Origin of the sequence: Micromonospora sp. NPDC005174 (assembly GCF_040608495.1) — a bacterium.
In the GTDB taxonomy this organism is placed as follows: Bacteria; Actinomycetota; Actinomycetes; order Mycobacteriales; family Micromonosporaceae; genus Micromonospora.
Genome location: NZ_JBEXIJ010000007.1, coordinates 115,669 through 139,428 on the forward strand (window position 1 = coordinate 115,669; position 23,760 = coordinate 139,428).

At 71.2% G+C, this 23,760-nt stretch carries 25 protein-coding genes; 12 read left to right on the forward strand and 13 right to left on the reverse strand.

Going from position 1 to position 23,760, the window contains the following annotated elements; all coding sequences use genetic code 11:
* Window positions 1-434: 434 nt before the first annotated feature.
* Window positions 435-1,385 carry a diacylglycerol kinase family protein gene (locus ABZU91_RS10935; RefSeq protein WP_355237280.1) on the reverse strand — a complete coding sequence of 317 codons (951 nt, stop codon included), beginning with the start codon at window positions 1,383-1,385 and terminating at the stop codon, window positions 435-437.
* Between the two features lie 43 nt (window positions 1,386-1,428).
* On the opposite strand from ABZU91_RS10935, the gene ABZU91_RS10940 reads away from it, so the two are divergent.
* Window positions 1,429-1,818: a hypothetical protein gene (locus ABZU91_RS10940; protein WP_355237283.1), complete on the forward strand. Its 390-nt coding sequence runs from the start codon at window positions 1,429-1,431 to the stop codon at window positions 1,816-1,818.
* Window positions 1,819-1,926: 108 nt separating this feature from the next.
* Here the strand turns inward: ABZU91_RS10940 and ABZU91_RS10945 are convergent, their stop codons facing one another.
* From ABZU91_RS10945 to sodN, 3 genes are read right to left on the reverse strand one after another with little or no spacing between them, the layout of a single operon-like run.
* Window positions 1,927-2,334 carry an ATP-binding protein gene (locus tag ABZU91_RS10945; RefSeq protein ID WP_355237623.1) on the reverse strand — a complete coding sequence of 136 codons (408 nt, stop codon included), beginning with the start codon at window positions 2,332-2,334 and terminating at the stop codon, window positions 1,927-1,929.
* Window positions 2,335-2,365: 31 nt separating this feature from the next.
* Complete coding sequence (locus ABZU91_RS10950; RefSeq protein ID WP_355237286.1) at window positions 2,366-2,887, reverse strand: GNAT family N-acetyltransferase; 522 nt, start codon at window positions 2,885-2,887, stop codon at window positions 2,366-2,368.
* Complete coding sequence (gene sodN, locus ABZU91_RS10955; RefSeq protein WP_355050524.1) at window positions 2,884-3,288, reverse strand: superoxide dismutase, Ni; 405 nt, start codon at window positions 3,286-3,288, stop codon at window positions 2,884-2,886. The genes ABZU91_RS10950 and sodN overlap by 4 nt, the downstream gene beginning before the upstream one ends.
* Before the next feature lie 84 nt (window positions 3,289-3,372).
* Here sodN and ABZU91_RS10960 point away from each other — a divergent pair, with 84 nt between their 5' ends.
* The 3 genes from ABZU91_RS10960 to ABZU91_RS10970 all read left to right on the forward strand — a co-directional run bounded on the left by ABZU91_RS10960 (window position 3,373) and on the right by ABZU91_RS10970 (window position 6,041).
* On the forward strand, window positions 3,373-3,723 hold the full coding sequence (locus tag ABZU91_RS10960; protein WP_355237289.1) for a S26 family signal peptidase: 351 nt from the start codon (window positions 3,373-3,375) through the stop codon (window positions 3,721-3,723).
* A gap of 145 nt (window positions 3,724-3,868) precedes the next feature.
* Window positions 3,869-5,047 (forward strand): NADP-dependent malic enzyme, encoded by a 1,179-nt coding sequence (locus ABZU91_RS10965; RefSeq protein ID WP_355237291.1) that lies wholly within the window; start codon window positions 3,869-3,871, stop codon window positions 5,045-5,047.
* 31 nt (window positions 5,048-5,078) lie between these two features.
* Complete coding sequence (locus tag ABZU91_RS10970; RefSeq protein WP_355237294.1) at window positions 5,079-6,041, forward strand: zinc-binding dehydrogenase; 963 nt, start codon at window positions 5,079-5,081, stop codon at window positions 6,039-6,041.
* A 132-nt stretch (window positions 6,042-6,173) separates the two neighbouring features.
* Here ABZU91_RS10970 and ABZU91_RS10975 read toward each other — a convergent pair whose 3' ends face one another.
* Both ABZU91_RS10975 and ABZU91_RS10980 read right to left on the reverse strand, forming a co-directional pair.
* On the reverse strand, window positions 6,174-7,142 hold the full coding sequence (locus ABZU91_RS10975) for a chlorophyllase (RefSeq protein ID WP_355237297.1): 969 nt from the start codon (window positions 7,140-7,142) through the stop codon (window positions 6,174-6,176).
* A gap of 74 nt (window positions 7,143-7,216) precedes the next feature.
* Window positions 7,217-8,266, reverse strand: a complete 1,050-nt coding sequence (locus tag ABZU91_RS10980) for an aldo/keto reductase (RefSeq protein ID WP_355237300.1) — start codon at window positions 8,264-8,266, stop codon at window positions 7,217-7,219.
* A gap of 90 nt (window positions 8,267-8,356) precedes the next feature.
* Here ABZU91_RS10980 and ABZU91_RS10985 point away from each other — a divergent pair, with 90 nt between their 5' ends.
* Window positions 8,357-8,812 (forward strand): MerR family transcriptional regulator, encoded by a 456-nt coding sequence (locus ABZU91_RS10985; protein WP_355237303.1) that lies wholly within the window; start codon window positions 8,357-8,359, stop codon window positions 8,810-8,812.
* Window positions 8,813-8,956: 144 nt separating this feature from the next.
* A complete protein-coding gene (locus tag ABZU91_RS10990) occupies window positions 8,957-9,130 on the forward strand; it encodes a hypothetical protein (protein ID WP_355237306.1) in 174 nt (57 codons plus the stop codon).
* Between the two features lie 53 nt (window positions 9,131-9,183).
* Here the strand turns inward: ABZU91_RS10990 and ABZU91_RS10995 are convergent, their stop codons facing one another.
* The 4 genes from ABZU91_RS10995 to ABZU91_RS11010 all read right to left on the reverse strand — a co-directional run bounded on the left by ABZU91_RS10995 (window position 9,184) and on the right by ABZU91_RS11010 (window position 16,683).
* The gene (locus ABZU91_RS10995) at window positions 9,184-10,299 is read right to left on the reverse strand and encodes an acetate kinase (RefSeq protein WP_355237309.1); all 1,116 of its coding nucleotides are present in this window, start codon (window positions 10,297-10,299) and stop codon (window positions 9,184-9,186) included.
* Window positions 10,296-12,365, reverse strand: a complete 2,070-nt coding sequence (gene pta, locus ABZU91_RS11000; protein WP_355237312.1) for a phosphate acetyltransferase — start codon at window positions 12,363-12,365, stop codon at window positions 10,296-10,298. Before pta ends, ABZU91_RS10995 begins: the two co-directional genes overlap by 4 nt.
* 265 nt (window positions 12,366-12,630) lie before the next feature.
* Complete coding sequence (locus ABZU91_RS11005; protein ID WP_139582193.1) at window positions 12,631-12,816, reverse strand: DUF6104 family protein; 186 nt, start codon at window positions 12,814-12,816, stop codon at window positions 12,631-12,633.
* Between the two features lie 120 nt (window positions 12,817-12,936).
* The gene (locus tag ABZU91_RS11010) at window positions 12,937-16,683 is read right to left on the reverse strand and encodes a multifunctional oxoglutarate decarboxylase/oxoglutarate dehydrogenase thiamine pyrophosphate-binding subunit/dihydrolipoyllysine-residue succinyltransferase subunit (RefSeq protein ID WP_355237315.1); all 3,747 of its coding nucleotides are present in this window, start codon (window positions 16,681-16,683) and stop codon (window positions 12,937-12,939) included.
* A gap of 254 nt (window positions 16,684-16,937) precedes the next feature.
* Here ABZU91_RS11010 and ABZU91_RS11015 point away from each other — a divergent pair, with 254 nt between their 5' ends.
* Both ABZU91_RS11015 and ABZU91_RS11020 read left to right on the forward strand, forming a co-directional pair.
* On the forward strand, window positions 16,938-17,279 hold the full coding sequence (locus ABZU91_RS11015) for a hypothetical protein (protein WP_355237318.1): 342 nt from the start codon (window positions 16,938-16,940) through the stop codon (window positions 17,277-17,279).
* Window positions 17,276-17,683, forward strand: a complete 408-nt coding sequence (locus tag ABZU91_RS11020; protein ID WP_355237321.1) for a hypothetical protein — start codon at window positions 17,276-17,278, stop codon at window positions 17,681-17,683. Before ABZU91_RS11015 ends, ABZU91_RS11020 begins: the two co-directional genes overlap by 4 nt.
* 98 nt (window positions 17,684-17,781) lie before the next feature.
* Here ABZU91_RS11020 and ABZU91_RS11025 read toward each other — a convergent pair whose 3' ends face one another.
* From ABZU91_RS11025 to ABZU91_RS11035, 3 genes are all read right to left on the reverse strand, one after another.
* A complete protein-coding gene (locus tag ABZU91_RS11025; protein ID WP_355237324.1) occupies window positions 17,782-18,603 on the reverse strand; it encodes an ABC transporter permease in 822 nt (273 codons plus the stop codon).
* Window positions 18,600-19,535: an ABC transporter ATP-binding protein gene (locus ABZU91_RS11030; protein ID WP_355237327.1), complete on the reverse strand. Its 936-nt coding sequence runs from the start codon at window positions 19,533-19,535 to the stop codon at window positions 18,600-18,602. Before ABZU91_RS11030 ends, ABZU91_RS11025 begins: the two co-directional genes overlap by 4 nt.
* Window positions 19,536-19,665: 130 nt before the next feature.
* Window positions 19,666-20,310, reverse strand: coding sequence for a hypothetical protein (locus ABZU91_RS11035; protein ID WP_355237330.1), 645 nt, complete (start codon window positions 20,308-20,310; stop codon window positions 19,666-19,668).
* 149 nt (window positions 20,311-20,459) lie between these two features.
* Between ABZU91_RS11035 and ABZU91_RS11040 the strand changes: the two genes are divergently transcribed.
* The 4 genes from ABZU91_RS11040 to ABZU91_RS11055 all read left to right on the forward strand — a co-directional run bounded on the left by ABZU91_RS11040 (window position 20,460) and on the right by ABZU91_RS11055 (window position 23,731).
* Window positions 20,460-21,233 carry a GNAT family N-acyltransferase gene (locus ABZU91_RS11040; RefSeq protein ID WP_355237333.1) on the forward strand — a complete coding sequence of 258 codons (774 nt, stop codon included), beginning with the start codon at window positions 20,460-20,462 and terminating at the stop codon, window positions 21,231-21,233.
* Entirely contained in the window at window positions 21,230-22,162 is a 933-nt protein-coding gene (locus ABZU91_RS11045; protein WP_355237336.1) for a lysophospholipid acyltransferase family protein, read from the forward strand. Before ABZU91_RS11040 ends, ABZU91_RS11045 begins: the two co-directional genes overlap by 4 nt.
* Window positions 22,163-22,298: 136 nt before the next feature.
* Window positions 22,299-23,123 carry a DUF4097 family beta strand repeat-containing protein gene (locus ABZU91_RS11050; protein ID WP_355237339.1) on the forward strand — a complete coding sequence of 275 codons (825 nt, stop codon included), beginning with the start codon at window positions 22,299-22,301 and terminating at the stop codon, window positions 23,121-23,123.
* Window positions 23,120-23,731 carry a PadR family transcriptional regulator gene (locus tag ABZU91_RS11055; RefSeq protein ID WP_355237342.1) on the forward strand — a complete coding sequence of 204 codons (612 nt, stop codon included), beginning with the start codon at window positions 23,120-23,122 and terminating at the stop codon, window positions 23,729-23,731. The genes ABZU91_RS11050 and ABZU91_RS11055 overlap by 4 nt, the downstream gene beginning before the upstream one ends.
* The last annotated feature ends 29 nt before the right edge of the window (window positions 23,732-23,760 follow it).

The window sequence follows — 23,760 nt, forward strand, 5'->3', positions numbered from 1 at the left end:
TCATTCTGGATGGGTGGCAATTTATTGCGGGCAGTTCTTTTCCTATATGCATCCGCAGTGCCGATGGTGACCGTTTGCGTCTGACCATTCGGCAGTGCGTGAGCAGGCAGTTAGCCCCCGGGGACCTGCTGGAACAGCTCAACCTGACGAGCATATCCAGGCAATGTCCCGGTAACTCAAGTTCGCTTGTGAATACTTTCACGAACGCTCGTGATGTCAAGGGTGACGCTCGGAAAAACTCCGCGCGGTGAGCAAGCCCACAACCCATTTGTCCGGGTTCCAGTGCCTTCCTGGTTACCCGCCGTGCCACAGTCGAGGATCAATATAGTACAGTCCGCGTGACATTGCTGACATTTCCGGCACCTGCCCCTCGGTGTGGCGGTGCCTGCCGGTGCGGTTGCGGCGCCGCGTCGACCAAGGGCAGTACCCGAGACCTAGCAGATTACTCTGAGTGCGGCCGGAATGGAGGTGAATCTGACTTTCTCCCGCTCGCCAAGATAGTCGCCGTCGAGCTGGAACGCCTGCGGACGGCTGGAGAGCAGGGTGAACTCCGCAGTGTCATGGAGCCGCAACACCTGACGACCGTTCGGATCTGGCTGCCGGGACATGAATTGAGTCACTGTCCGTGTTGTGCTAGCCACCCGGAGCTGACGCAGCGCCAGCACGTCGAGGCCGAGGTCGAACGACGCCTCCGGGTTCGGGTTGACCTCCCGGTCACCCAGATAGGTCCACGGCGCGGTGTTCTGGATGATGACGGTGGCCAGCTCGCCCTCCGACGCCTCACCCGGCCGCTCCAGGCTGATCGCGGGATGCCGTCGGTCCGAGGCGAAGAAGTACTGGCCCATGATCGAGCGGAAGTAGAGCCCGGGAGTGGAGACGCGCCCCTTGCGGCGGGCCTGCTCCACCCGGTGGATCACGGCGGCGTCCAGGCCGAACCCCGCGCAGAAGGTGAAGTAGCGGTCGTCCGCGCGGCCCAGCCCGACCGTGCGCTGCCGGCGCAGGCGCAGCCCTTCCAGGATCATGCTGGTCGCGTCCGGCCATTCCCGGGGCAGACCCAGCGCGCGGGCGAACACGTTCGTCGACCCGCCCGGAACCGTGGCCAGCGCGGGCAGCCGCTCCGCCATCGACGCGCCCTGGACACCGGCCGGCGGTTCGGCCGTCATCAGGCCGTTCACCACCTCGTTCACGGTGCCGTCACCGCCCAGGGTGACGACGAGGTCGACGCCCTCGGCGGCGGCCTCCCGGGCCAGCGCCATGGCGTGCCCCCGGCGACGGGTGTAGCGCACACTGAGGTCGACTTCGCTGCGCAGCGCGCGGACAAGCACGTCCCGACTGCGTTCGCTGGTGGTGGTGGCCTTCGGATTGACCACCAGGACGGCCCGCATGGGCGGCACTTTACCTCTCGGTAGCACGGGTATCGTGGCGCGCGTGACCATCGACTCGGCCCCGATTCCCGTCACCCTTCGCTGGGCGGTGCGGCTGCTGTGGGCGGAGGCGGTCGCCGTCGGGCTGATCGCGGTCTGGTTGGTCTGGGCGGACCTGACCGCCACCACCACCGACCTCGCGTCGGCGTTGCTGGTGACCGCGTTCGCCGTCGGGGCGGCCGTCGCCCTCTGGGCGTTGGGCCGCGCGCTGCTGCGGCGTCGTGCCGGCGCACGCGCCCCGGCGATCGTCCTCCAGCTGATGCTGCTGCCGATCGGCTGGTTCATGATCCAGGCCGGCCTGGGGTGGCTGGGCGTACCGCTGATGGCGCTCGGCCTGGGCGTCGGCTGGCTGCTCGTCAGCCCGCCCACGACGAGGGCGCTCGGCTTCGAGTAACCCCGACCGGCGTACGTGACATGGCGTGCGGCCCTGCCCGGCGGAGCGCGCTCAGCGCGAGCGTGCGGCACCGCCCGGGTCGGCGCGCCTCGACGCGGGTCCCGTCGGTCAGTAGCCGCCGGAGCGGCGGGTCAGCAACGAGATCGTCGCCCGGCCGTCGGCGGCCGTGGCGGACGCCGACGTCGTCAGCGCGGTCAGCACCTTCCAGGCGAAGGACGACTCGGCCGGCAGCGTGGCACCGCGGACGGTCGGCACGGTCACCTCGACGGTCAGCGCGTCGTTGGTGACGGAGAACCGACACTCCAACTCGGCGTCCCGGGTGGCGATGGCGAGCAACATGGCGCACGCCTCGTCGACCGCGATCCGTAGATCCTCGATCTCGTCGAGCGCGAACTGCAGCCGGGCCGCGAGGCCGGCGGTGGCGGTACGAAGCACGCCGAGGTAACCGCCGTCGGCGGGCACCGTGAGGTGCACCACGTCGTCGTCGGTCGCTGGCTGGCCGGTCAGTTGAGTCACGCTCATCCCCCCGGTCGGGGACTCTACCCGGTCAGTCGCCCGGGTGCGTGTCGGCGGCCTCCGCTCGGGCGGCGAGAGCCCGCAGGGCGTCTCCGCTGAGCCGGTACGGGACCCACTCGCTCATCTGCTCCGCGCCGATCGAGGCGTAGAAGCCGGCGGCCGGATTCCACTCGATCATCCACCACTCCAGCCGCCGGTATCCCCGTCGTACGCAGATGTCGGCAAGCGTGGCGAGCAGCAGGCGACCCGCGCCGGTGCCCCGGGCGGCCGGGGAGACGTACAGGTCCTCCAGGTAGATGCCGTGCACGCCGGCCCAGGTGGAGAAGTTGAGGAACCACAGGGCGAAGCCGACCGCCTCGTCGCGCTCGTCGACAGCGACGTGACCGAAGAGCGCTGGCGCAGTCGCGAACAGCGCCGAGGTGAGCTGGTCCTCGGTGAGGTGACACTCATCGGGGGCGCGTTCGTACTCCGCCAACTCGTGCACCATGGCAACGACGGCCGGCACGTCCTGGGGACGTACCGGCCGGATCGTCGGGGTGACGGGGTTGGTCACGCCTTCTTGGTCTCCCAGAAGATCTTCGCGATCTCGTCGATCTTCGCGAGGAGTTGGTCGGCGGTGGCCGGGTCGAGGCTGCCCTTGACGCCGCTGGCGCCGGCGAGCTTGGTGGCCTCGTTGAACAGGGTGTGCAGGTTCGGGTACTTCTCGAAGTGCGGCGCCTTGAAGTAGTCGGTCCAGAGCACCCACAGGTGGTGCTTGACCAGCTCGGCGCGCTGCTCCTTGATGATGACCGCCCGGGTGCGGAACTCCGGGTCCGTGTTCGCCTGGTACTTCTCGCAGATCATTTTGACCGACTCGGCCTCGATCCGGGCCTGGGCCGGGTCGTAGACGCCGCACGGCAGGTCGCAGTGAGCGCTCGCGGTGACGCGGGGCGCAAGGATGCGTGGAAGTCGCATCGGGATCCTCCATGGGAAGTTTGCGATGATCAAAGGCGACATTACTCCTGAGAATGCTCCCCGAACCGGGTGGAGGTGAAACCAGTGCGCGCCGATCACCCGGGTGAGGCGCCCCGCCTGCGCGGCCCGCTGACGGCGGTCACGGTGATCGGCCCGTCCATGGCGCCGACGCTGCGGCACGGCGACGCGGTGCTGGTCCGCTCGGGGGGACGTCCGATCCGAGCCGGTGACGTGGTGGTCGCGGTCTTCCGGACGCGGCCGGAACTGCTGGTCGTCAAGCGTGCGGTCCGGCCGCAGGACGGTGGCTGGTGGCTACGCGGCGACAACGACCTGATCACCGACGACTCCCGGGCGTACGGCGTGGCGGACGTACGGGGTCGGGTGGTGGTCCGCTACTGGCCGCGCCCCGGACGGGTGCCTCGTCGCGAGATATGACCCTGCTCACATCCGGGGGGCAGTGGCGACACTATGCTCGGAAAGTGCCCGGGTGACCCCCCGCGCCGCGTGCCATTGCTCGCCGCCCACCTCGCGGCCGGGCCCGCCGCCTCACATCTGCTCGACAGATCCTGGAGTCACCGCCATGTCTTCGTCCGTCGTGGACCCCGCTGATCCCGTCTTCCAACTGCACGTCGGCGGCAAGATGGCCGTCGCGTCGACGGTGCCGCTCACCAGCCGCGAGGACCTCTCCCTCGCGTACACCCCGGGGGTGGCCCGGGTGTGCGAGGCGATCGCCGCCGATCCCGACCTGGCCGACGAGTACACCTGGGCGTCGCATGCGGTCGCGGTGGTCACCGACGGCTCGGCGGTGCTGGGGCTCGGCAACATCGGACCGCGCGCCGCGCTGCCGGTGATGGAGGGCAAGGCGGTGCTGTTCAAGCAGTTCGCGGGGGTGGACGCGGTGCCGATCTGTCTGGACACCCAGGACGTGGACGAGATCGTCGCGGTGGTGCGGGCGCTGGCCCCCTCGTTCGGCGGCATCAATCTGGAGGACATCAGCGCGCCGCGCTGCTTCGAGATCGAGCGGCGACTCGACGAGGCGTTGGACATCCCGGTCTTCCACGACGACCAGCACGGCACCGCGATCGTGGTGCTCGCCGCGCTGCGCAACGCCGCCACCCTGCTCAATCGCAAGCTCGGTGACCTGCGGGTCGCGGTGAGCGGCGCGGGCGCGGCGGGTGTGGCGGTGACGAAGATGCTCATCGCCGGAGGCGTCAACCCCGACCAGGTGGTGGTCTGCGACTCGAAGGGGATCATCGGCCCGCACCGCACCGAGCTGACCGGTGGCAAGGCCGAGTTGGCGGCGAGCACCAACGCCGACGGCCGCCAGGGCGACATCACCGAGGCGCTGCGCGACGCCGACGTGCTGATCGGCGTGTCCGGCGGGCAGATCCCGGAGGCCGCCGTCGCCGGCATGGCGCCCGGCGGCATCGTGTTCGCGCTGGCCAACCCGACTCCGGAGGTGCACCCCGAGGTGGCCGCCCGGCACGTCGCGGTGGTCGCCACCGGTCGCAGCGACTATCCCAACCAGATCAACAACGTGCTGGCGTTCCCCGGGGTGTTCCGGGGCGCGTTGGACGCGCGGGCCACCCGGATCACCGAGGGGATGAAGGTCGCCGCCGCCGACGCCATCGCCGGCGTGGTGGCCGAGTCGCTGACCGCTGACGCGATTGTGCCGTCGCCGCTCGACCCGCGTGTCGCCCCGGCCGTCGCCGAGGCCGTCGCGGAGGCCGCCCGACGCGACGGCGTGGCCCGACGGTGAGCCCTTCTTAACGAGCGCTCAGCTTGTTACCGTGCCGATCATGCGTGCTGCCTTCGCCACCCGCTTCGACGACGCCGATCCGCTGGCCGCCCTCACCGTCGGTGAGCGGCCCGAGCCGACCCACCCGGAGGACGACTGGGTGACCGTGCAGGTGAGCGCCACCTCGCTCAACCACCACGACCTCTGGTCGCTGCGCGGGGTGGGGCTCACCGAACCCCAGCTGCCGATGATCCTCGGCTGCGACGCGGTCGGCGTGGACGCCGAGGGCAACCAGGTGGTCGTCTACCCGGTCGTCGTCACTCCCGGTGACCCGCGCGGAGTCTCCATCCTTTCCGAGCACTTCGCCGGAACCCTCGCCGAGCGGGTCGCCGTACCCCGGTCGAACCTGGTCCCGCTGCCCGACGGCATGGCGGCGACCGACGCGGCGTGCCTGCCCACGGCCTGGCTGACCGCCTGGCGGATGCTGACCACCAAGGGCCGCGTCGCGGACGCCGACAGCGTGCTGGTGCAGGGCGCGGGCGGCGGCGTCGCCACGGCGGCCGTCGCGCTCGCCGTCGCAATGGGTAAGCGGGTGTACGCGACCAGCCGCGACGCCGCCAAGCGCGAGCGGATCACCGCTCTCGGGGCCACCGCTGTGGAGCCCGGCGCCCGGCTGCCGGAGCGGGTCGACGTGGTGATCGAGACGGTCGGCGAGGCGACCTTCGAGCACTCGATGAAGTCGGCCGCCCCGATGGCCCGGATCGTGGTCTCCGGCGCGACCGCCGGCCACCAGCCGTCGGTCAACCTGCGTCGGCTCTTCGCCATGCAGTTGGAGATCCTGGGCACGTCGATGGGCACTCCCGGGGAGCTGTACGAGCTGCTGGCGTTCTGCGCCGAGAACGAGGTCCGCCCGGTGGTGGACAGCGTGGTCCCGTTCAGCCGGGTCGAGGACGCCTTCGCCCGCCTGCACTCCGGCGAAGCCTTCGGCAAGATCGTCGTCGACCACACGGCCTGACCGCCCCCCGCCCCCCGCCCCCGCCCCCGCCCCCGCCCCCGCGATCTTGCACTTTCTGTTGCCGATAAGCGAAAAGTGTCCCGTTATGCCGCGACAGTAAGTGCAAGATCGCGCAGGGGAGGGACGCGGAGTTCAGAGGTGGTCGTCGAAGGTGGCGATGTCGCCGCGCGTCGCGTCGGTGGGGATGCGCTTCCTGGCCTCGGCGTCGCCGTAGAGCGACCAGCGCAGGAACTCGACTGACGTGTCCGAGACGACCCGCAGCGTCGCGGTGTCGCCGAGCAGCGCCCGCCCGTGGTCGCCCTTGGGCAGGCTGAGCAGCGCCTTCGGCCAGGGCACCTTGTCGTACGCCGCCTTGCCCGCCGCGTAGTCGACCACCTCGTCCAGCTCGCCGTGCACGAACAGTTGCGGCGCGGCCGCACCGGCGAACGCGGTGCCCACCCCGAGCGCCGTGCCGGCGAACACCACACCCGCGTCCAGCCGCTCGTCCCGACCGGCGGTGAAGAGGCCGATGGTGGTCACCCCACCGGCCGAGTGCCCGGCCGCAGCCACGCGCTCGCCGTCCAGCCGGCCACGCAGTCCGTCGCCGGCCGTGCCGTCCAGCGCCAACACCTGGTCCAGCGCGTACGACACGTCGGCCGGCTGGTTGAGCACGTCCAGGACGTTGTTGTCGGCGCCCTTGGAGGTGTGCGGGAACGTCGGCGCGGCCACCACGAAACCGGCCGCCGCCCAACGGGTCAGCAGCTTGGAATAGTCGGCCGGTCGCCCACCCAGGCCGTGACTGAACATCACCACCGGGAACCGGCCCTCGGCGGCCGTCGCCGACCGCTTGGGCGCGCCGCCGGACTGCCCGGCCGCCGGGTACCAGAGCGTCGTCGGCAGCGCCCGGCCGTTCCGGTCCAGCTCCAGTTGACGTACGCCCACCGCGAAGGTGTTCTTCGGGGCCACTCCGGCGGCGACCTTCGGGGTCGGCGCGGCGGCGGTCGTCGGCTCGGCCGGCGGCGTCTGCCCGCTCGCGCTCGGGCGGGTGTCCGCTGAGCAGCCGACCAGGCCGGCGATGAGCACGATGCTGGCCATCAGTGCGGGAGTGACGCGTCGGGGCATGGACTCAATTGTGCCCTGTCCGACGGTGCGGGCCGGAGGGCTTGGGCGGGGTGTACGGGCCCGATCACCGCGGGTCAGGCTGCTGCCCGCTCGGCGAGAGGGCGTCGCCGCATGGCCGTGTCGGTCAGGGCGCGTGGGAGAAAGGCGGCGTTGGGGTTGTACCGGTTCGTCCCCGGCGGCACGATCTCGTCGATCCGGTCCAGCGTCGCGTCGTCCAGGGCGAGCGTGGCGCCCTTGAGCAGGTCCTCCAGCTGCGGCAGGGTTCGCGGCCCGATGATCGCCGACGTGACGGCCGGGTGAGCCACGGTGAAGGCGACGGCGAGCTGGGGGAGCGTACAGCCGATGCTTGCCGCCAGATCGACGAGCTGCTCGACGATGTCGAGCTTGGCGACGTTCTCGGCTATCGCGGGATCGAACTGTGCCGGCCGGAGCATGGCACGCCCGGTCGAGAGGTCGACGGGCTGGTTCTTGCGGTACCTGCCGCTGAGAAACCCGAACGCGAGAGGACTCCAGACCAGCACACCCATGCCGTAACGCCGGCAGACGGGCAGGGTCGACGCCTCGACCCCGCGGGCCAGGATCGAGTACGGGGGCTGCTCGCTGCGCAGGCGTCCGAGACCACGACGTTCGGAGACCTGGTGTGCCTCGACGATCTCCTCGGCCGGGAAGGTCGAGCAACCGAAAGCGCGGATCTTGCCGTCGCGGACGAGGTCGGTGAGCACCGCGAGCGTCTCCTCGATGTCGGTCGAGGGGTCGGGACGGTGGACCTGGTAGAGGTCGATCCAGTCGGTGTCCAACCGCCGGAGGCTCCCCTCGACCGCCTTGAGGATCCAGCGCCGGGAATTGCCGCCCTGGTTGGGGCCCTCGCCCATCGGGAAGTGCACCTTGGTGGCGAGCACGACGTCGTGCCGGCGCCCGCGCAGCGCCTTGCCGACGATCTCCTCGGACTCCCCCCGGCCGTACATGTCGGCGGTGTCGACGACGTTGATGCCCTGGTCGAGGGCGGTGTGGACGATGCGGACGCAGTCATCGTGGTCAGGGTTGCCGACGGCACCGAACATCATGGTTCCGAGGCAGTGGGTGCTCACGTCGATGCCGGTGCCGCCGAGAGTGCGATAGCGCATGCCGATGCTCCTTTGGCGTTCTCGTGACGATCACGGTGGACCCTAGGAGCTAGAGCCGGCTCTAGGTCAACCCTCGTTACCCTGCTCGGCATGGCTGAGGTCACTGCGGGTCTGAGCATCGGACAGGTCGCCGAGCGCACGGGTTTGAGCGTGCACGCGCTGCGCTTCTACGAGCAGCAGGGTGTCTTCGTCAGCCCGATCCGTCGGGGAGTGGGCGGGCGTCGTAGCTACAGCGAGGACGACGTCGACTGGCTGACCGTCTGCATCATCCTCCGCGCCTCCGGCATGCCCCTGCCCGCGCTCCGCCGCTATGCCGACCTTGTCCGTGCGGGCGCGGGCAACGAGGAGGAACGTCTCGCGCTGCTCAAGGAGCACCACGGACGCGTCACGACCCAGCTCGGCCGACTCACGCAGTGCCTGGACCTGATCACCTTCAAGGTCGGGGTGTACGAGGACCTACTCGACCGGTACGCAGCTGGGCGAGATCGTCCGCGTCCTTCGGTCGGCGGGGACGTTCCGGCATCCAGACCGGGTACATCTGCTTGAACTCGATCTGGGCCGCCACCGAGATCGTCGGCACGGTGAGCGCGCCGATCCGACCGGGAGGTCACCCTCGTCGGCCGGTTCGACTCCATGGGATCGCGGAGGTGGGGGCGGTGCGTCCGGTACGGCTTCGCTAGGGTCACCGGCATGGCTGAGAACTACACCGACCCCAGCGGCAACACCGAGGCGTTCCGCGCCTTCTCCCAGACGCCGGAAGCCGCCGGCCCGGCCGACGCGCCGTCCCGGCTGCCGCTCATCGTCGGCGCGGCGGTGGTCGTCGTGCTGCTGGTGGCCGTGGTCGCCTGGTTGACGATGGGCTGAGCCCTCGCGCGCCGAGGTGCCGAACGGTCGCGTACCCACCGGTCGGGGCGGCTTCAGTGCGCCCCGACCACGTCCCGGGTCTGCCGGGCGATCTCCCGCTCCTCGTCGGTGCGGATGACGCAGACGCTCACCTCGGCGTCGTCGGGCGAGATCACCCGGTCGCCCTCGCCGTCGTTGCGGGTGTCGTCCACGCTGATGCCGAGCCGTTCCAGGCCGGCCAGCGCGGCGGACCGCACCGGCGCGGCGTGCTCGCCCACCCCGGCGGTGAACGCGATCGCGTCGACGTGCCCGAGCAGGGCGTAGTACGCCCCGACGTACCCGGTGATCCGCCGGCAGTAGACGTCGAACGCCAACGCGGCGGCCCGGTCCCCGGCGGCCCGGCGTTGCAGCACCTCGCGCATGTCGTTCGCGCCGGTCAGGCCGAGCAGGCCGCTGCGGTGGTTGAGCAGGTCGTCGATCTCGTCGACCGACAGGCCGCCCTCCCGCCGCAGGTGGAAGATCACGGTCGGGTCGAGGTCGCCGCTGCGGGTGCCCATCACCAGGCCCTCCAGGGGTGACATCCCCATCGAGGTGGCGACGCTGCGGCCGTTCGTCACCGCGCAGGCGCTGGCTCCGTTGCCGAGGTGCAGGGTGATCGTGTTGAGCTGCTCGTACGGGCGGCCCAGCAGTTCGGCCGTGCGCCGGGAGACGTACGCGTGTGAGGTGCCGTGGAAGCCGTACCGGCGGATGTCGTACCGCTGCGCGGTGTCCCGGTCGATCGCGTAGGTCGCGGCGGCCTCCGGCAGCGTGTGGTGGAACGCCGTGTCGAAGACGGCGACCTGCGGTACGTCCGGCAGTGCCGCCCGAGCCACCTCGATGCCGGCCAGGTTGGCCGGGTTGTGCAGCGGAGCGAGCGGCACCAGATTCCTGATCGCGGCCAGCACCGCGTCGTCGACGAGCGTCGGGGCGGTGAACGTCTGGCCGCCGTGCACCACCCGGTGCCCGACGGCCGTCAGACCGCCCAGGTCCAGCCCGTCCAGGATCTCCCGGACCGCGCCCGCGTGGTCCGCCGGGCCGCCGCCGGGCTCGCCGACCCGCTCGACGGTGCCCTGGCCGAGCGTGCGGTCCCCGTCGTAGTGCCGCCACTTCACCGACGACGACCCGCAGTTGAGCACCAGGACCCGACTCATGACGCCTCCCCGGCGGCCGCCTGGATGGCGGTGATCGCCACCGTGTTCACGATGTCCGGCACCAGCGCGCCCCGGGACAGGTCGTTCACCGGCCGGCGCAGGCCCTGCATCACCGGGCCGACGGCGACCGCCCCGGCCGAGCGCTGCACCGCCTTGTACGTGTTGTTGCCCGTGTTGAGGTCCGGGAAGATGAAGACCGTGGCGTGCCCGGCGACCGGGCTGTCCGGCAGTTTGGTCGCCGCCACCGCCGGGTCGATCGCCGCGTCGTACTGGATCGGCCCCTCGACCAGCAGGTCGGGCCGGCGTTCCCGGACGATCGCGGTGGCCGCGGCGACCTTCTCCACGTCGGCGCCCGCGCCGGAGCTGCCGGTGGAGTACGACAGCATGGCCACCCGGGGTTCGATGCCGAACCGCGCGGCGGTGTCTGCCGACGAGATCGCGATGTCGGCGAGTTGGGCCGAGTCCGGGTCGCGGTTCACCGCGCAGTCCCCGTAGACCAGCACCCGGTCGCGCAGCAGCATGAAGAAGACGCTGGAGGCCACCGAGACGTCCGGGACGGTACGGATGATCTCGAACGCGGGTCGGATGGTGGCGGCGGTGGTGTGTGTCGCGCCGGACACCATGCCGTCGGCGTGCCCGGTGGCCACCATGAGCGTGCCGAAGTAGTTGGGCTGGGCCACGATGTCGTACGCCAGCTCGGCGGTGACGCCCCGATGGGCGCGCAGCCGCGCGTACTCGGCGGCGAACTCGTCGTGCCATCCGCTGCTGGTCGGGTCGACGAGCCGCGCGTCGCCGAGGTCGATGCCCAGTTCCCGGGTACGGCGGGCGATGTCGTCGGGGCGGCCGAGCAGCGTCAGGTCGGCCACACCCCGGCGTAGCAGGATCTCTGCCGCCCGCAGAATCCGATCGTCGGTGCCCTCGGGGAGCACCAGGTGGCGGCGCTGCGAGCGGGCCCGGTCGATCAGCTCGTTCTCGAACATCAGCGGGGTCACCCGCGTCGACCGGCTGACCCGGAGCCGGCGGGCCAGGTCGTCGGTGTCCACGCTTCGCTCGAACGCGCCCAGCGCGGCCTCCACCTTGCGCGGGTTGGCCACGCTGGGCCGCCCCTCGATCCGGCTGGACGCCTCGACCGTGTCGTAGCTGTCGCTGCCCACGGACAGCACCGCCAGGCCGGTGTTCAACCCCTCCACCAGCCGCATCACCCGGGGATCGGGCTGCTCGCCCAGGGTGAGCACCAACCCGGCCACCGACACCTGCCCGGCCACGTGGGCCGCGCTGGCGGCGACGAGCAGGTCGGCCCGGTCGCCGGGGGTGATCACCAGCGCTCCCTCGGTGAGGTGGCCCAGCAGGGTCGGCACGTGTGCCGCGCCGACCACGAAGTCCAGCACGTCCCGGCCGAGTGCGGCGTCGTCCCCGGCGAGCAGGGTCGCGCCGAGCGCCGCCGCCACCTCGGCCACCGTCGGCGCCGAGACGCTCGGCACCTCCGGGATGGCGTATGCGGGCACCGGCAGCTCCGGCAGCGTCATCGGCCCGGGCACCCGGTTGGCGATCACCGCGAGCACTGTCGCGCCCAGGTCGGCCACATCGTGGTACGCGCCGCGCATGGCCGCCGCGACGGCCGCCGGCTCCTGCTCGTAGCCGTCCACCACCGGCACCACGACGCTGCCGAACTCCGTGGCCAGCCGGGCGTTGAAGGCCAGCTCGCTGGGGTGCGCCGGGTCACCCGGTTCGTCGAAGTCACTGCCCACGACGACGACCGCCGAGCACTGCCGCTCCACCGCCCGGTAACGCTCCACGATCGCCGAGATCAGCTCCTCGCGACGGCCGTCGGCGACCAGCGCGGCTGCCTCGGTGTAGGTCGCCCCGGCCAGCTCGCCGATCGGCAACTCGACCCGGTACCGCTCGCTGAGCAGGGCGAGGATCGGATCGGGCCCGACGTCGGCGACCAGCGGCCGGAACACGCCGATCCGTCCCACCTGCCGCGACAGCAGTTCGGCCAGCCCGAGAGCGATGGTCGACTTACCCCCGCCCGAACCGACGCTGGTCAGGTACACGCTGCGAGCCACAGGCCCACCCTAGAAGATCGCGAGTGTGCCGAGCCTCGTGGGCCGAGAAAGGGACCCGGAATCGGGCGTTTCGTCGGCCGGGCGGCGAGGTGTTGAGGTCCTCCTTTGCTCTGCTTCAACCCGCGCAACACCCGGTGTCCGGATATCGGACACCGGGTGTTGCGCCCGCTGAAGCAGAGCAAAGGAGGAAAGTCACAGGCGCCGACCCCTCGCCGGCAGCGTCGAGCCCGTCCCCGCCGAGGGCCACAGGGGTGTCTGCGGGCTGTCAGGCGTCTTCGTCGTCGGGGTCGTCCAGGCGGGCCAGGTAGGTCGCCAGGCGCTCGATGGGGGTTTCGAACTCCGGGTTGAGGTCGACGAAGTCGCGCAGGCGCTCGCCCAGCCACTCCAGGGTCACCTGCTCGTCACCCCGGCGTTCGACCAGCTCCTCGATGCCACGGTCGGTGAAGTACACGGCGTACGTCCTCGTGCTCGGCCCGGCGTGGGCCGGGTGGGTCGGTGATCGGCTGGACCGACGCGAGCCGGGGCAGGACCGTGGGAACGGCCCTGCCCCGGCTGTCGCGGTGCGGTCAGGTCACGGGCGGGGAAGTGCCGCCTCGATGAGCGCGGTCTGCTCGACCTCGTGGGTCTTGGCCGAGCCGACCGCCGGGGCCGCCGCGGCGGGGCGGGAGATCCGCCGCAGCCGAACGTCGGTGAGGTGCTCCAGCAGGTTGAGCGCGACGAACGACCAGGCGCCCTGGTTGGCCGGCTCCTCCTGCACCCAGGCGAAGTCCTCCGCGTTCGGGTACTGCGCCAGGGCGGCGCGGATCTCCTCCACCGGCAGCGGGTAGAGCTGCTCGATCCGGATGATCGCCGTGTCGGTGATGCCGCGCTCCTGCCGGGCCTGGAACAGGTCGTAGTAGACCTTGCCGGAGCAGAGCAGCACCCGCTTCACCGCTTCCGGCGCCGGGGCGGCGGTGTCGCGCAGCACCGGCTGGAAGGTGCCGGTGGTGAAGTCCTCCACCGAGGAGACGCAGAGCTTGTGCCGCAGCAGCGACTTCGGCGTGAACACCACGAGCGGCTTGCGCTTCGGCGACAGGGCCTGGCGGCGCAGCAGGTGGAAGTAGTTCGCCGGGGTCGTCGGAATGGACACCCGCATGTTGTCCTCGGCGCACATCTGCAGGAACCGCTCCGGGCGACCGGAGGTGTGGTCCGGGCCCTGGCCCTCGTGGCCGTGCGGCAGCAGCAGGGTGACGGCGGAGCGCTGACCCCACTTCACCTCACCGGAGGAGATGAACTCGTCGATCACCGACTGGGCGCCGTTGACGAAGTCACCGAACTGGGCCTCCCAGGCGACCAGCGCGTTGACGTTCTCCACCGAGTAGCCGTACTCGAAGCCCATCGCCGCGTACTCGCTGAGCAGCGAGTCGTGGACGAAGAACCGGGACCGCTCACCGTCGCCGGTGAGCGACTTCAGCGGCAGGTAGTCGTCGCCGGTGCGGGAGTCGACCACCGAGGCGTGCCGCTGGACGAAGGTGCCGCGCCGCGAGTCCTGCCCGGCGAGCCGGACGGTGACGCCGTCGTGCAGCAGCGCCCCGAGCGCGATGATCTCGCCGAAGCCCCAGTCGATGTTGCCCTCGACGGACATCTTGGAGCGCCGGTCCAGCAGTTGCTGGATGCGCTTGTGCGGGGTGAAGCCCTCCGGCAGGTTGACGTGCGCCTCGCCGATCGCCTTGACGACGGCGGCGTCGGTGGCGGTGTCGACCGCCGGCTCCGGCTCCTCCTCGCGGCGGGGGCGGTTGAGCTGGCGCGGCGTGGCGGCCGCGTCCCGGGTGGCCTTGAAGACCTTCTCCAGCTGCGCCTGGTAGTCGCGCAGCAGCTCCTCCGCGTCCTCCACGGTGATGTCGCCGCGACCGATCAGCTCCTCGGTGTAGAGCTTGCGCACCGAACGCTTCGAGTCAATGATCTTGTACATCTGGGGGTTGGACATCGACGGGTCGTCGCCCTCGTTGTGGCCGCGCCGGCGGTAGCAGACCATGTCGATCACGACGTCCTTGTTGAACGCCTGCCGGTATTCGAAAGCCAGCCGGGCCACGCGGACCACGGCCTCCGGGTCGTCGCCGTTCACGTGGAAGATCGGCGCCTGGATCATCCGGGCCACGTCGGTGCTGTAGAGGCTGGACCGGCTGTACTCCGGGGCGGTGGTGAAGCCGACCTGGTTGTTGACGACCACGTGCACGGTGCCACCGGTGCGGTAGCCGCGCAGCTGCGACAGGTTGAGCGTCTCGGCGACCACACCCTGGCCGGCGAACGCGGCGTCGCCGTGCACTGCCAGCGGCAGCACGGTGTAGCCCTCCAGCTTGAGGTCGATCCGGTCCTGCTTGGCCCGGACGATGCCCTCCAGCACGGGGTCGACGGCCTCCAGGTGCGACGGGTTCGCCACCAGCGACACCTTGACGACGTGCTCGCCGTCCGGGGTGGTGAACTTGCCGTTCTGACCCAGGTGGTACTTCACGTCGCCGGAGCCCTGCGTCGAGCGCGGGTCGAGGTGACCCTCGAACTCCGAGAAGATCTTCTCGTACGGCTTGCCGACGATGTTGGCCAGCACGTTGAGGCGACCACGGTGGGCCATGCCGATGACGACCTCGTCCAGGCCGTTCTCGGCGGAGGACTCCAGCATCTCGCCGAGCAGCGGGATCAGCGACTCGCCGCCCTCCAGCGAGAAGCGCTTCTGGCCGACGTACTTGGTCTGCAGGAAGGTCTCGAACGCCTCGGCGGCGTTGAGCCGGTTGAGCACGTGCTTCTGCTCGTCGGCCGACGGCTTCTCGTACTTGCGCTCGATCCGCTCCTGGATCCAGCGCCGCTCCTCCGGGTCCTGGATGTGCATGTACTCGATGCCGACCCGGCGGCAGTACGAGTCACGCAGCACGCCGAGGATCTCGCGCAGCTTCATCCGCTGCCGACCGGCGAAGCCGTTGACCGGGAACTCGCGGTCGAGGTCCCACAGGGTCAGCCCGTGCTGGAGGACGTCCAGGTCGGGGTGCTTGCGGATCTTGAACTCGAGCGGGTCGGTGTCGGCCATCAGGTGACCGCGCACGCGGTACGCGTGGATCAGCTCGTGCACCCGGGCGGTCTTGTTGATCTGACCCTCGGAGTTGACGGCCACGTCCCGCATCCAGCGCACCGGCTCGTACGGGATGCGCAGCGAGGTGAAGATCTGGTCGTAGAAGCCGCGCTCGCCCAGGATCAGCTCGTGCATCACCTTGAGGAACTCGCCGGACTGCGCGCCCTGGATGATCCGGTGGTCGTACGTGCTGGTCAGCGTGATGATCTTGCTGACGGCCAGCTCGGCGAGGGTGGCCTCGGACATGCCCTGGTAGGGGGCCGGGTACTCCATCGCGCCGACGCCGATGATCGCGCTCTGCCCCTGCATGAGCCGCGGCATCGAGTGCACGGTGCCGATGCCGCCCGGGTTGGTCAGCGAGATCGTGGTGCCGCTGTAGTCCTCCATGGTCAGCTCGTTGCGCCGCGCCCGCCGGACCACGTCCTCGTACGCCTGCCAGAACTGCCGGAAGTCCATCTGCTCGCAGCCCTTGATGGAGGGGACCACCAGGTTGCGGCTGCCGTCCGGCTTGGCCAGGTCGATGGCGATGCCGAGGTTGACGTGCGCCGGGCGGACCACGGCCGGCTTGCCGTTGGCCTCGGCGAACGAGTTGTTCATCTCGGGGTGCTCGACCAGCGCGCGGACCATCGCGTAGCCGACCAGGTGGGTGAAGCTGACCTTGCCACCCCGCCCGCGGGCGAGGTGGTTGTTGATCACGATGCGGTTGTCGACGAGCAGCTTGGCCGGGACCGCGCGCACGCTGGTCGCGGTCGGCACGCTCAGCGAGGCGTCCATGTTCTGGACGATCTTCGCGGCCACACCCCGTAGCGGCGTGGTCTGCGGGCCGTCGGAGCTCGGCGCGGGCGCCTTCGCGGCCGGCTTGGCCGGCGTCCCCTTGGCGGGCGCCGGGGCGCTCTTGGCCGGGGCGGCGGTCGGCGCGGGCGCCTTCGCGGCCGACTTGGCCGGCGCGGCGCTCGGGGCGGCGGCCGGCTGGCTCACCGTGGCTGCCGCCTCCGGCTGACCGTCCGGCTCGGGGGCTGCGGCCGGCTTGCCGGCGGGGTCAGCACCGCGCGGTGTGGCGGCGCCGGGCGCTGGCCGGTAGTCGGCGAAGAAGTCGTGCCAGGCCGAATCGACGCTCGTTGGGTCGGCGAGGTAGCGCTGGTACATCTCCTCGACGATCCACTCGTTCGGGCCGAAACCCGCCAGTGGGTTCTCCTGCGAAGTCTGCTGGGTCGACACGGCCGGTAATCGCCTCTTTCACGCGGGTTTGTGTGTCACGCGGTGCCCGTCACGTCCGATCAAGGAGAACGGACAGACGACTCCCAGGCTACGCCGTACGGATCGCCCCGGCATTTCCGCCTCGGTCGGGTGGCCCGATTCACAGAAGATGCCAGAAGTTCGGCAACCCCTGCGGTGATCGCCGCTGGCTGCTACGGCGGGACTGAGTATCCCGACGGATGTCCCGTGGGCGCTCCTACGCGAGGATCGGGCGCATGGATCGACACGGGGCACGGGGGCGCTACGGCAGGAGCATGGCGGTGGCGGCCGGTTGGTACGTCACCGCCATCGCGGCCGTGGCGGTGGGCACCACAAGCGTTCCGAGCACGCCGCCGGACGACGACTGCGCGGCCTGGTTCAGTTGCCTGTCGCCGGGGGAGTCGCTGGCGTTCGTCGCGCTGGTGTGGGGCGCGCCGATATTCGTCGGGCTGCTGTTCGTGACGGCCCTGGTGGCTGCGCTGGCCGTCCGGCTCGTCCCGTCGGCAGTGGTCGCCGGAACGCTGTCCGCAGGGGTCAGTTTCACGCTCTGCGTCGCCGTCCTCGCGGGGCTGGCATGAAGCGCCTCGGCTTCGGAGGGCTCTTCTTCGCCTGGCTCTACGGAGTCCCGTTCCTGCTGCTGGTGGGCGTGCTCCGGCGCGTCTCCCAGCCGTACACGCCGACCCACGACGAGGCGCAGGCGTTCGGCGCGACCACCGACGCCCTGCTGACGATCGGGCTCCTGCTCAACGGGGCCCTGCCGGTGATGGGCCTGCTGCTGGCCGTACTGGCCGGGGACGCGGTGTGGCGTCGGCACTTCGCCTGGGCGTTCGGCGGGGTGGCGCTGATCTACGTGGCCGTCGCGCTGGTCGGCAGCATGGCCACCGGCGGGCTGACCGGGCACGTCCCCGCCGACCGGGAGCCGGCTCCGCAGATCACCCAGTGCATACCCGTCAGCGGCGGCCGGGGCTGCCCTGGCGGGTGACGGGTGGGAAGACTCCGGGGTGACGGGCGTGGTGCGGCCGCCTCCTGAGACCGTCCCGGGGTGACGGCCGTGCCGCCGCCACCCCGGAACGTCGTCGGTCAGGAGATGTCGCGCCGACGGATCAGCAGGGAGCCGGCCACGCCGGTGACCACCGCGTACCCGATGAGCACCGCCGCGCCGGCCCAGCGCGGTGGGTTGCCCGGGATGTCCGTCCCGGTGACCATCAGCGACGACGCCAACGACGGCACCAGCAGTTGCAGGTTGTTGATCCAGTCACCCCAGCGGTCGGCCAGGATGGCGATCACCACTGCCGCACCGATCGAGCCGCCCAGGTAGAGCAGGATGCCGGTGACTGTCGCGCCGATCTGGCTGCGGATCAGCACGCCGATGCCGACGCCGAACACCGCCCAGAGCAGGTACGCGAGCAGGTTCAACCCGATGGCCCGCCACGCCGCGTCGTTGCCCAGTTGGGAGTCCACCCCGACCGCGCTCAGCACCGCCGAGCCGGCGATCAGGTTGAACACGGTGGTGACCAGCCAGAAGAGCAGTGCCAGCACGCCCGCCGCGACCAACTTGGCGAGCATCACCGCGGTGCGGTGCGGTGCGGTGAGGAACGTGGTGGTGACCGTCTGGTGGAAGAACTCGCTGGTCACCACGATGATGCCGAGCAGCATGATGATCAGCAGGCCGAAGAACTGCCCGGTGGTGAACAGGTTCGACGAGAGCGCGTCCGGAGTGGCCGCAGCCTCGAACTGGGCGGCCTGGTCGCCCACCTCGGCGGGGTTGGTGCTGGTGAGGGCGTCGGCCTGCAACCAGTTGATGAGCAGCGTGAGCGCCCACAGCGGCAGGCTGATCAGCGCGAAGATCCACCAGGTGTTGGTGGTACGGATCTTGAGCAGCTCGGATCGGACCAGGTTCATCGGATGTCCGCCTTTCCGGCCGTCAGCTCCAGGAAGACCCGTTCCAGGTCGGGTCGTTCGGTGGTCAGTTCGTGCAGTTCCACGCCGGCGGTCAGGGCTGCCCGGCCGATCGTCGGGGCGTCCACCCCGGAGACCAGCAGGACACCGTGTTCGTCGGTGGTGACGGTCGCCGACTGCGCCTTCAGCGCGGTGGTCAGCGCCTCGGCCTGCGGGGTACGGACCCGGACCTGGGCGCCCTGCGCCATCGACCCGAGGACCTGCTCGACCGGCCCCTGCCGGACGAGCTGCCCGGCCGCGATGATCACCACGTCGTCGGCGAGCAACTGCATCTCGGACAGCAGGTGGCTGGAGACCAGCACCGTGCGGCCCTCGTGGGCGAGGTTCTTGAGGAACCCACGCATCCACCGGATGCCCTCCGGGTCCAGCCCGTTCGCCGGTTCGTCGAGGATCAGCACCCGTGGGTCGCCGAGCATCGCCGCGGCGATACCGAGCCGCTGCTTCATACCCAGCGAGTAGCCCTTGAACTTGCGCTTCGCGGCCGGGGTCAGCCCGACCAGCTCCAGCACCTCGTCGGCCCGCGTCCGAGGCAGACCGGCCGCCGCGCAGATCACCCGCAGGTGGTTGATGCCGGTGCGGCCCTTGTGCGCGCTGGACGCCTCCAGGATCGCGCCGACGTGCCGCAGCGGGTCGGACAGGTCGGCGTAGCGGTGACCGCTGATGGTGGCCGTGCCGCCCGTGGGCGTGACCAGGTTCAGCAGCATGCGCAGCGTGGTGGTCTTGCCGGCGCCGTTCGGGCCGAGGAAGCCGGTCACCCGCCCCGGTGCCACGGTGAAGGACAGGTTGTTCACCGCCCGCACGTTCTTGTACTGCTTTGTCAGACCGGACACCACGATCTGACCGTCGCTGGTGGGGCTTCGCTGCCCGTCAGTCATCGTTCTCCTCCCGTGTGGCGTCGAGGTACGCCGTGGCACAGCGTGACGGTACCGAGCAACAAGGTCAATCAGCCCGAGTACCTACGGCGTGGTCCTCCTTGCGAACGACGCCCGGGACGACGCCGGGGCCTCAGCGGGCGATCCAGGTGGCCCGCGCCGCGCCGAGCAGCGCGCCGCCCGGCCCGTACAGGCTGGTGTGCACCAACGCCTTGCGGCCGTCGACGCCGATCAGCGCGCCGGTCACCACGCACTCGTCGCCGGGCGCCGGCCGGGCCGTGACCACGGCGGCGATCCGACCGAGCAGGTACGGGCGGTCCGACGCGAGCACCGTCCAGCCGCCGGGGCAGTCCAGCGCGGCCCACACGGTGGCGTCGCCGACCTCCTCGGGTACGCGGAACGGCGCGGCGGTCCGGCCGTCCGGCAGCCGCCCGGGGAAGATCCGCAGCCCGTCGGTACGGCGCGGACCACAGACGAAACATCCGGGGTACGGGTGCGCGGCGAACCCGGGGTAGCGGGTGGCCGCCTCCGCCGCCGTCTCCGCGTCGACCGGCGGTACGACCGCGTCCACGACGTCCGTCGGGCGCACCTCGGCCACCAGTTCGCCGGACGGGTCCCGCACCTCGCCGTCGACCAGGGTCAGCGTGGTCTCCAACGGCGGTGGCCGACGGAGTGTCACCTCGACCGGCCCGGGTCCTGCCGCGGCGGCGAAGAGCCCGGCGCTCCAGCCGCCGTTACCGGAGCCGGTGGGCCCGTTGTAGCGGGACTCGATGCGCATCGGTGACCTCCGTGGGGCTGGGACGGCATCGTCGCCGGCCGTCCCGCAGCCTCGCACGGACACACCTCGCAGGCATCCGCCGGCCGGCGTTCATCCGTCCGACACCAGCGGTGTCCACCGATGGCACCCGGGGCCCTTACACAGATCCCATGGCCGTTCTGCATGTCGCTGGCACGCCACTGACGACCAGCGGATACACCCTGCTGATCGCCGACGACCCCACCCAGGTCGCGGCCGCGCAACGCCTGCGCCACGAGGTGTTCGCCACCGAGTTGGGCGCCACGCTCGCCCCCGGCGGAGCCGGGCTGGACGTGGACCCCTTCGACGCCCACTGCGACCACCTCATCGTCCGGGAGGACAGCACCGGGCAGGTGGTCGGCACGTACCGGCTGCTGCCGCCGGGGCGCACCGACCGGCGGTACGCCGAGAGCGAGTTCGACCTCGCCGCGCTGGACCCGCTCCGTGACGACCTCGTCGAGACGGGTCGCTCCTGCGTGCACCCCGACCACCGATCCGGCGCGGTGATCAACCTGATGTGGGCGGGCCTCACCCGCTATCTGCACCTACGCGGCTCCCGGTGGCTCGGTGGCTGCGCCTCGGTGCCGGTCGACGACGGTGGTCGTACGGTCGCCGGGGTCTGGGCACAGGTTCAGGCGCGACACCTGTCGCCGCCGCCGTTGCGGGTGCGTCCGCTGCGCCCGTGGTTCGCCGAGCCGGCCGCCGCTCTGGCCGTCGACGGCGAGCCGGCCGCTCGCGTGGCGGTGCCGCCGCTGCTGCGCGGTTACCTGCGACTCGGCGCGTGGATCTGCGGCGAGCCGTCGTACGACCCCGACTTCGGGTGCGCGGACTTCTACGTGCTCTTCTCGCTGGACCGGATGAACCCGCGCTACCTGCGGCACTTCCTGGGCGGGGACGAGCGGTGAGCGTCGTGGCGCACGACCTGTGGCGACCCTCGTCGGGCTGCGACGACGACTGCCTGCCGACGGCCGGCGAGGTGCCGACGGTGCCGGTGGCCCGTCGGGTGCTCCGGCTGGTCGCGGCGGTAGTCATGCTGGTGGCCGGGGTGGGCGTGGCGTTGCTGCTGCCCGTACTGCCGGCGCCCGAGCGGCAGGCCCTGCTGCGTGGTTGGGCCCGTGGCACGGTGCGCGCCTTCGGCGTCCGGCTGGTGATCAAGGGGCGGCTGCCCCGGCGGCGTGCGCTACTGGTCGCCAACCACGTGTCGTGGTTGGACATCCTCGCCGTCCTGGCGGTCGCGCCGACCCGGATGGTGGCGAAGCGGGAGATCCGATCGTGGCCGGTGGTCGGGCTGCTGGCCGCCGCCGCGGGCACGGTCTTCGTGGACCGGTCGCGCCCGCGCGCACTGCCGGCCACCGTGCGCCGGCTCGCCGACGCGCTGCGCGCCGGCCGCTCGGTCGCGGTCTTTCCCGAGGGTACGACCTGGTGTGCCGGGGACGGCGCGGCCGAGTGTCGTCCCGGGGGCGGCTTCCGTCCGGCCATGTTCCAGGCGGCCATCGACGCGGGCGCTCCGGTGGTGCCGCTGCGACTCGGGTACCGGTGCGCGGACACCGGGGTGGGTACCACTGTCGCCGCCTTCCTGGGTGCGGACACCCTGCTGCGCTCGGTGGCGCGGGTGGTCGCGGCCCGGCAACTGGTGGTCTCGGTGACGATCGCCGCCGCGCTGCACCCGGGGCAGGACGCCGAGCGGCGGTTGCTGGCCCGGGCCGCCGAGTCGGCCGTACACCTGGTGGCGACCGCCCCGGCGCGAACCCGGCTGCGGCCGGTGCCCACGGCGACCCAGGCCGTTCCGGCACCGACGCCCGACCCAGGTCAGGAGTTGGACCTGGCCGCCTGAACCGGCCTCGCCCAACTGTGCGGATCTGTGCGGGCGCCGTGGTCCCAGCTTGCGACAGTCTTGTCGTATCGCGATGTATCGCGTTATTGTCTTCTCGGGAGGCGCGCCACGGCGTGCCGTCGAGAGGAGCACACCCATGGCCGGATGGACGGTCGAGACGCCGCAGCGGCTCACCCTGGACGGTCCGGTCACCCGGCTGGACGTCCGCCTCGTCAGCGGACGGCTCAACGTGGTCGCCGCCGATGGGCCAGCCCGGATCGACATCACCGAGGTCGGCCGTCGTCCTGTGCTGATCGACCACTCCGACGGCCGCCTCAGCATCCGCCAGGAGCGTGACTGGGGCTGGCCGAACTTCCTGCGCGGGCTCCGGGCGATCCACCGCTTCCCCCGGGTGGACGTCTCGGTGGCCGTACCCGCCGACGTCCTCGCCGACCTGGGCCTGGGCGCCGGCTCGGTGGTCGTCTCCGGGCTGCGCCGGCAGACCACCGTCGACCTCGCCGCCGGTCAGATCACGCTGATGGGGCTGCGCGGCACCACCTCCGCGAAGATCACCTCGGGGCCGGTCGAGGCGCTCGGGGTGCGCGGCGACCTCACCCTGGAGACCGTCTCCGGGGAGGTGATCCTCGCCGACAGCGCCGCCGAGCGGGTGCGGGCGCAGACCGTCTCCGGTGCCATCACCTGCGACCTGGACAACCCCCGCCGCAGCGACATCCGGCTCGCCACGATCTCCGGCAGCATCACCGTCCGGGTCCGCGAGGACAGCGACCTCTCGGTCCGGCTGAACACCGCCGCAGGCCGGATCACCAGCGGGTTCCCGCAGGTGCGCAGCTCGACATATCCGCTGCCGAGCAGCGAGGGGGTGCTCGGCAGCGGTGCCGGTAAGCTCTGGGCCTCCGCCACCTCGGGCAGCATCGCCCTGCTCGCCCGAGCGGTCGACGACGATTCCGAGGAGCTGCCGTGACCGCCGTGTTCAGCCACGGACGGCTCCGGCTCTACCTGCTCAAGCTCCTCGACGACGGTCCCAAGCACGGCTACGAGCTGATCCGCCTCCTGGAGGACCGGTTCCTCGGGCTCTACGCGCCCAGCGCCGGCACCATCTATCCCCGGCTGCAACGGCTGGAGGCCGAGGGGCTGGTCACCCACACCGCCGCCGGTGGGCGCAAGACGTACGGCATCACCGACGCCGGCCTCGACGAGCTGCGCCAGCGGGCCGGTGAGCTGGCCGCGTTGGAGGCGGACATCGCGGCCTCGGTGGCGGACCTCTCCACCCTGGCCGGCGAGATCCGCAGCGAGGTGCGTGGCTCGACGCGTGACCTCAAGCGGGAGTTGAGCGAGGCCACCCGCCAGACCCGACGGGCGCGCTGGGTGCCGCCCGCGTCGTCGTACCGGCCCCCGTCGGGCGACGCGCCGCGCGCCGCCCTGCTCGACGAGTTGGACCAGCGGCTGGCCGCGTTCACCGCCGAGGTGGGCCGTCTGGCGCGGGCGCGACAGTTCAGCGACACTCAACTGCGTACGGCGATCCGACTGCTCGACGGCGCCTTGGACGGGCTGCGCCGGCTCCTGCGCTGACCGGTCCGCGACTCACAGGATTTTTCCAG

Coding starts and splice junctions, on each gene's coding strand:
- ABZU91_RS10935 (WP_355237280.1), bottom strand. CDS start 1,385: ATGCGGGCCGTCCTGGTGGTCAATCCGAAGGCCACCACCACCAGCGAA.
- sodN (WP_355050524.1), bottom strand. CDS start 3,288: ATGCGACTTCCACGCATCCTTGCGCCCCGCGTCACCGCGAGCGCTCAC.
- ABZU91_RS10965 (WP_355237291.1), top strand. CDS start 3,869: ATGTCTTCGTCCGTCGTGGACCCCGCTGATCCCGTCTTCCAACTGCAC.
- ABZU91_RS10975 (WP_355237297.1), bottom strand. CDS start 7,142: ATGCCCCGACGCGTCACTCCCGCACTGATGGCCAGCATCGTGCTCATC.
- ABZU91_RS10980 (WP_355237300.1), bottom strand. CDS start 8,266: ATGCGCTATCGCACTCTCGGCGGCACCGGCATCGACGTGAGCACCCAC.
- ABZU91_RS10985 (WP_355237303.1), top strand. CDS start 8,357: ATGGCTGAGGTCACTGCGGGTCTGAGCATCGGACAGGTCGCCGAGCGC.
- ABZU91_RS10990 (WP_355237306.1), top strand. CDS start 8,957: ATGGCTGAGAACTACACCGACCCCAGCGGCAACACCGAGGCGTTCCGC.
- ABZU91_RS10995 (WP_355237309.1), bottom strand. CDS start 10,299: ATGAGTCGGGTCCTGGTGCTCAACTGCGGGTCGTCGTCGGTGAAGTGG.
- ABZU91_RS11015 (WP_355237318.1), top strand. CDS start 16,938: ATGGATCGACACGGGGCACGGGGGCGCTACGGCAGGAGCATGGCGGTG.
- ABZU91_RS11020 (WP_355237321.1), top strand. CDS start 17,276: ATGAAGCGCCTCGGCTTCGGAGGGCTCTTCTTCGCCTGGCTCTACGGA.
- ABZU91_RS11025 (WP_355237324.1), bottom strand. CDS start 18,603: ATGAACCTGGTCCGATCCGAGCTGCTCAAGATCCGTACCACCAACACC.
- ABZU91_RS11030 (WP_355237327.1), bottom strand. CDS start 19,535: ATGACTGACGGGCAGCGAAGCCCCACCAGCGACGGTCAGATCGTGGTG.
- ABZU91_RS11035 (WP_355237330.1), bottom strand. CDS start 20,310: ATGCGCATCGAGTCCCGCTACAACGGGCCCACCGGCTCCGGTAACGGC.
- ABZU91_RS11040 (WP_355237333.1), top strand. CDS start 20,460: ATGGCCGTTCTGCATGTCGCTGGCACGCCACTGACGACCAGCGGATAC.
- ABZU91_RS11050 (WP_355237339.1), top strand. CDS start 22,299: ATGGCCGGATGGACGGTCGAGACGCCGCAGCGGCTCACCCTGGACGGT.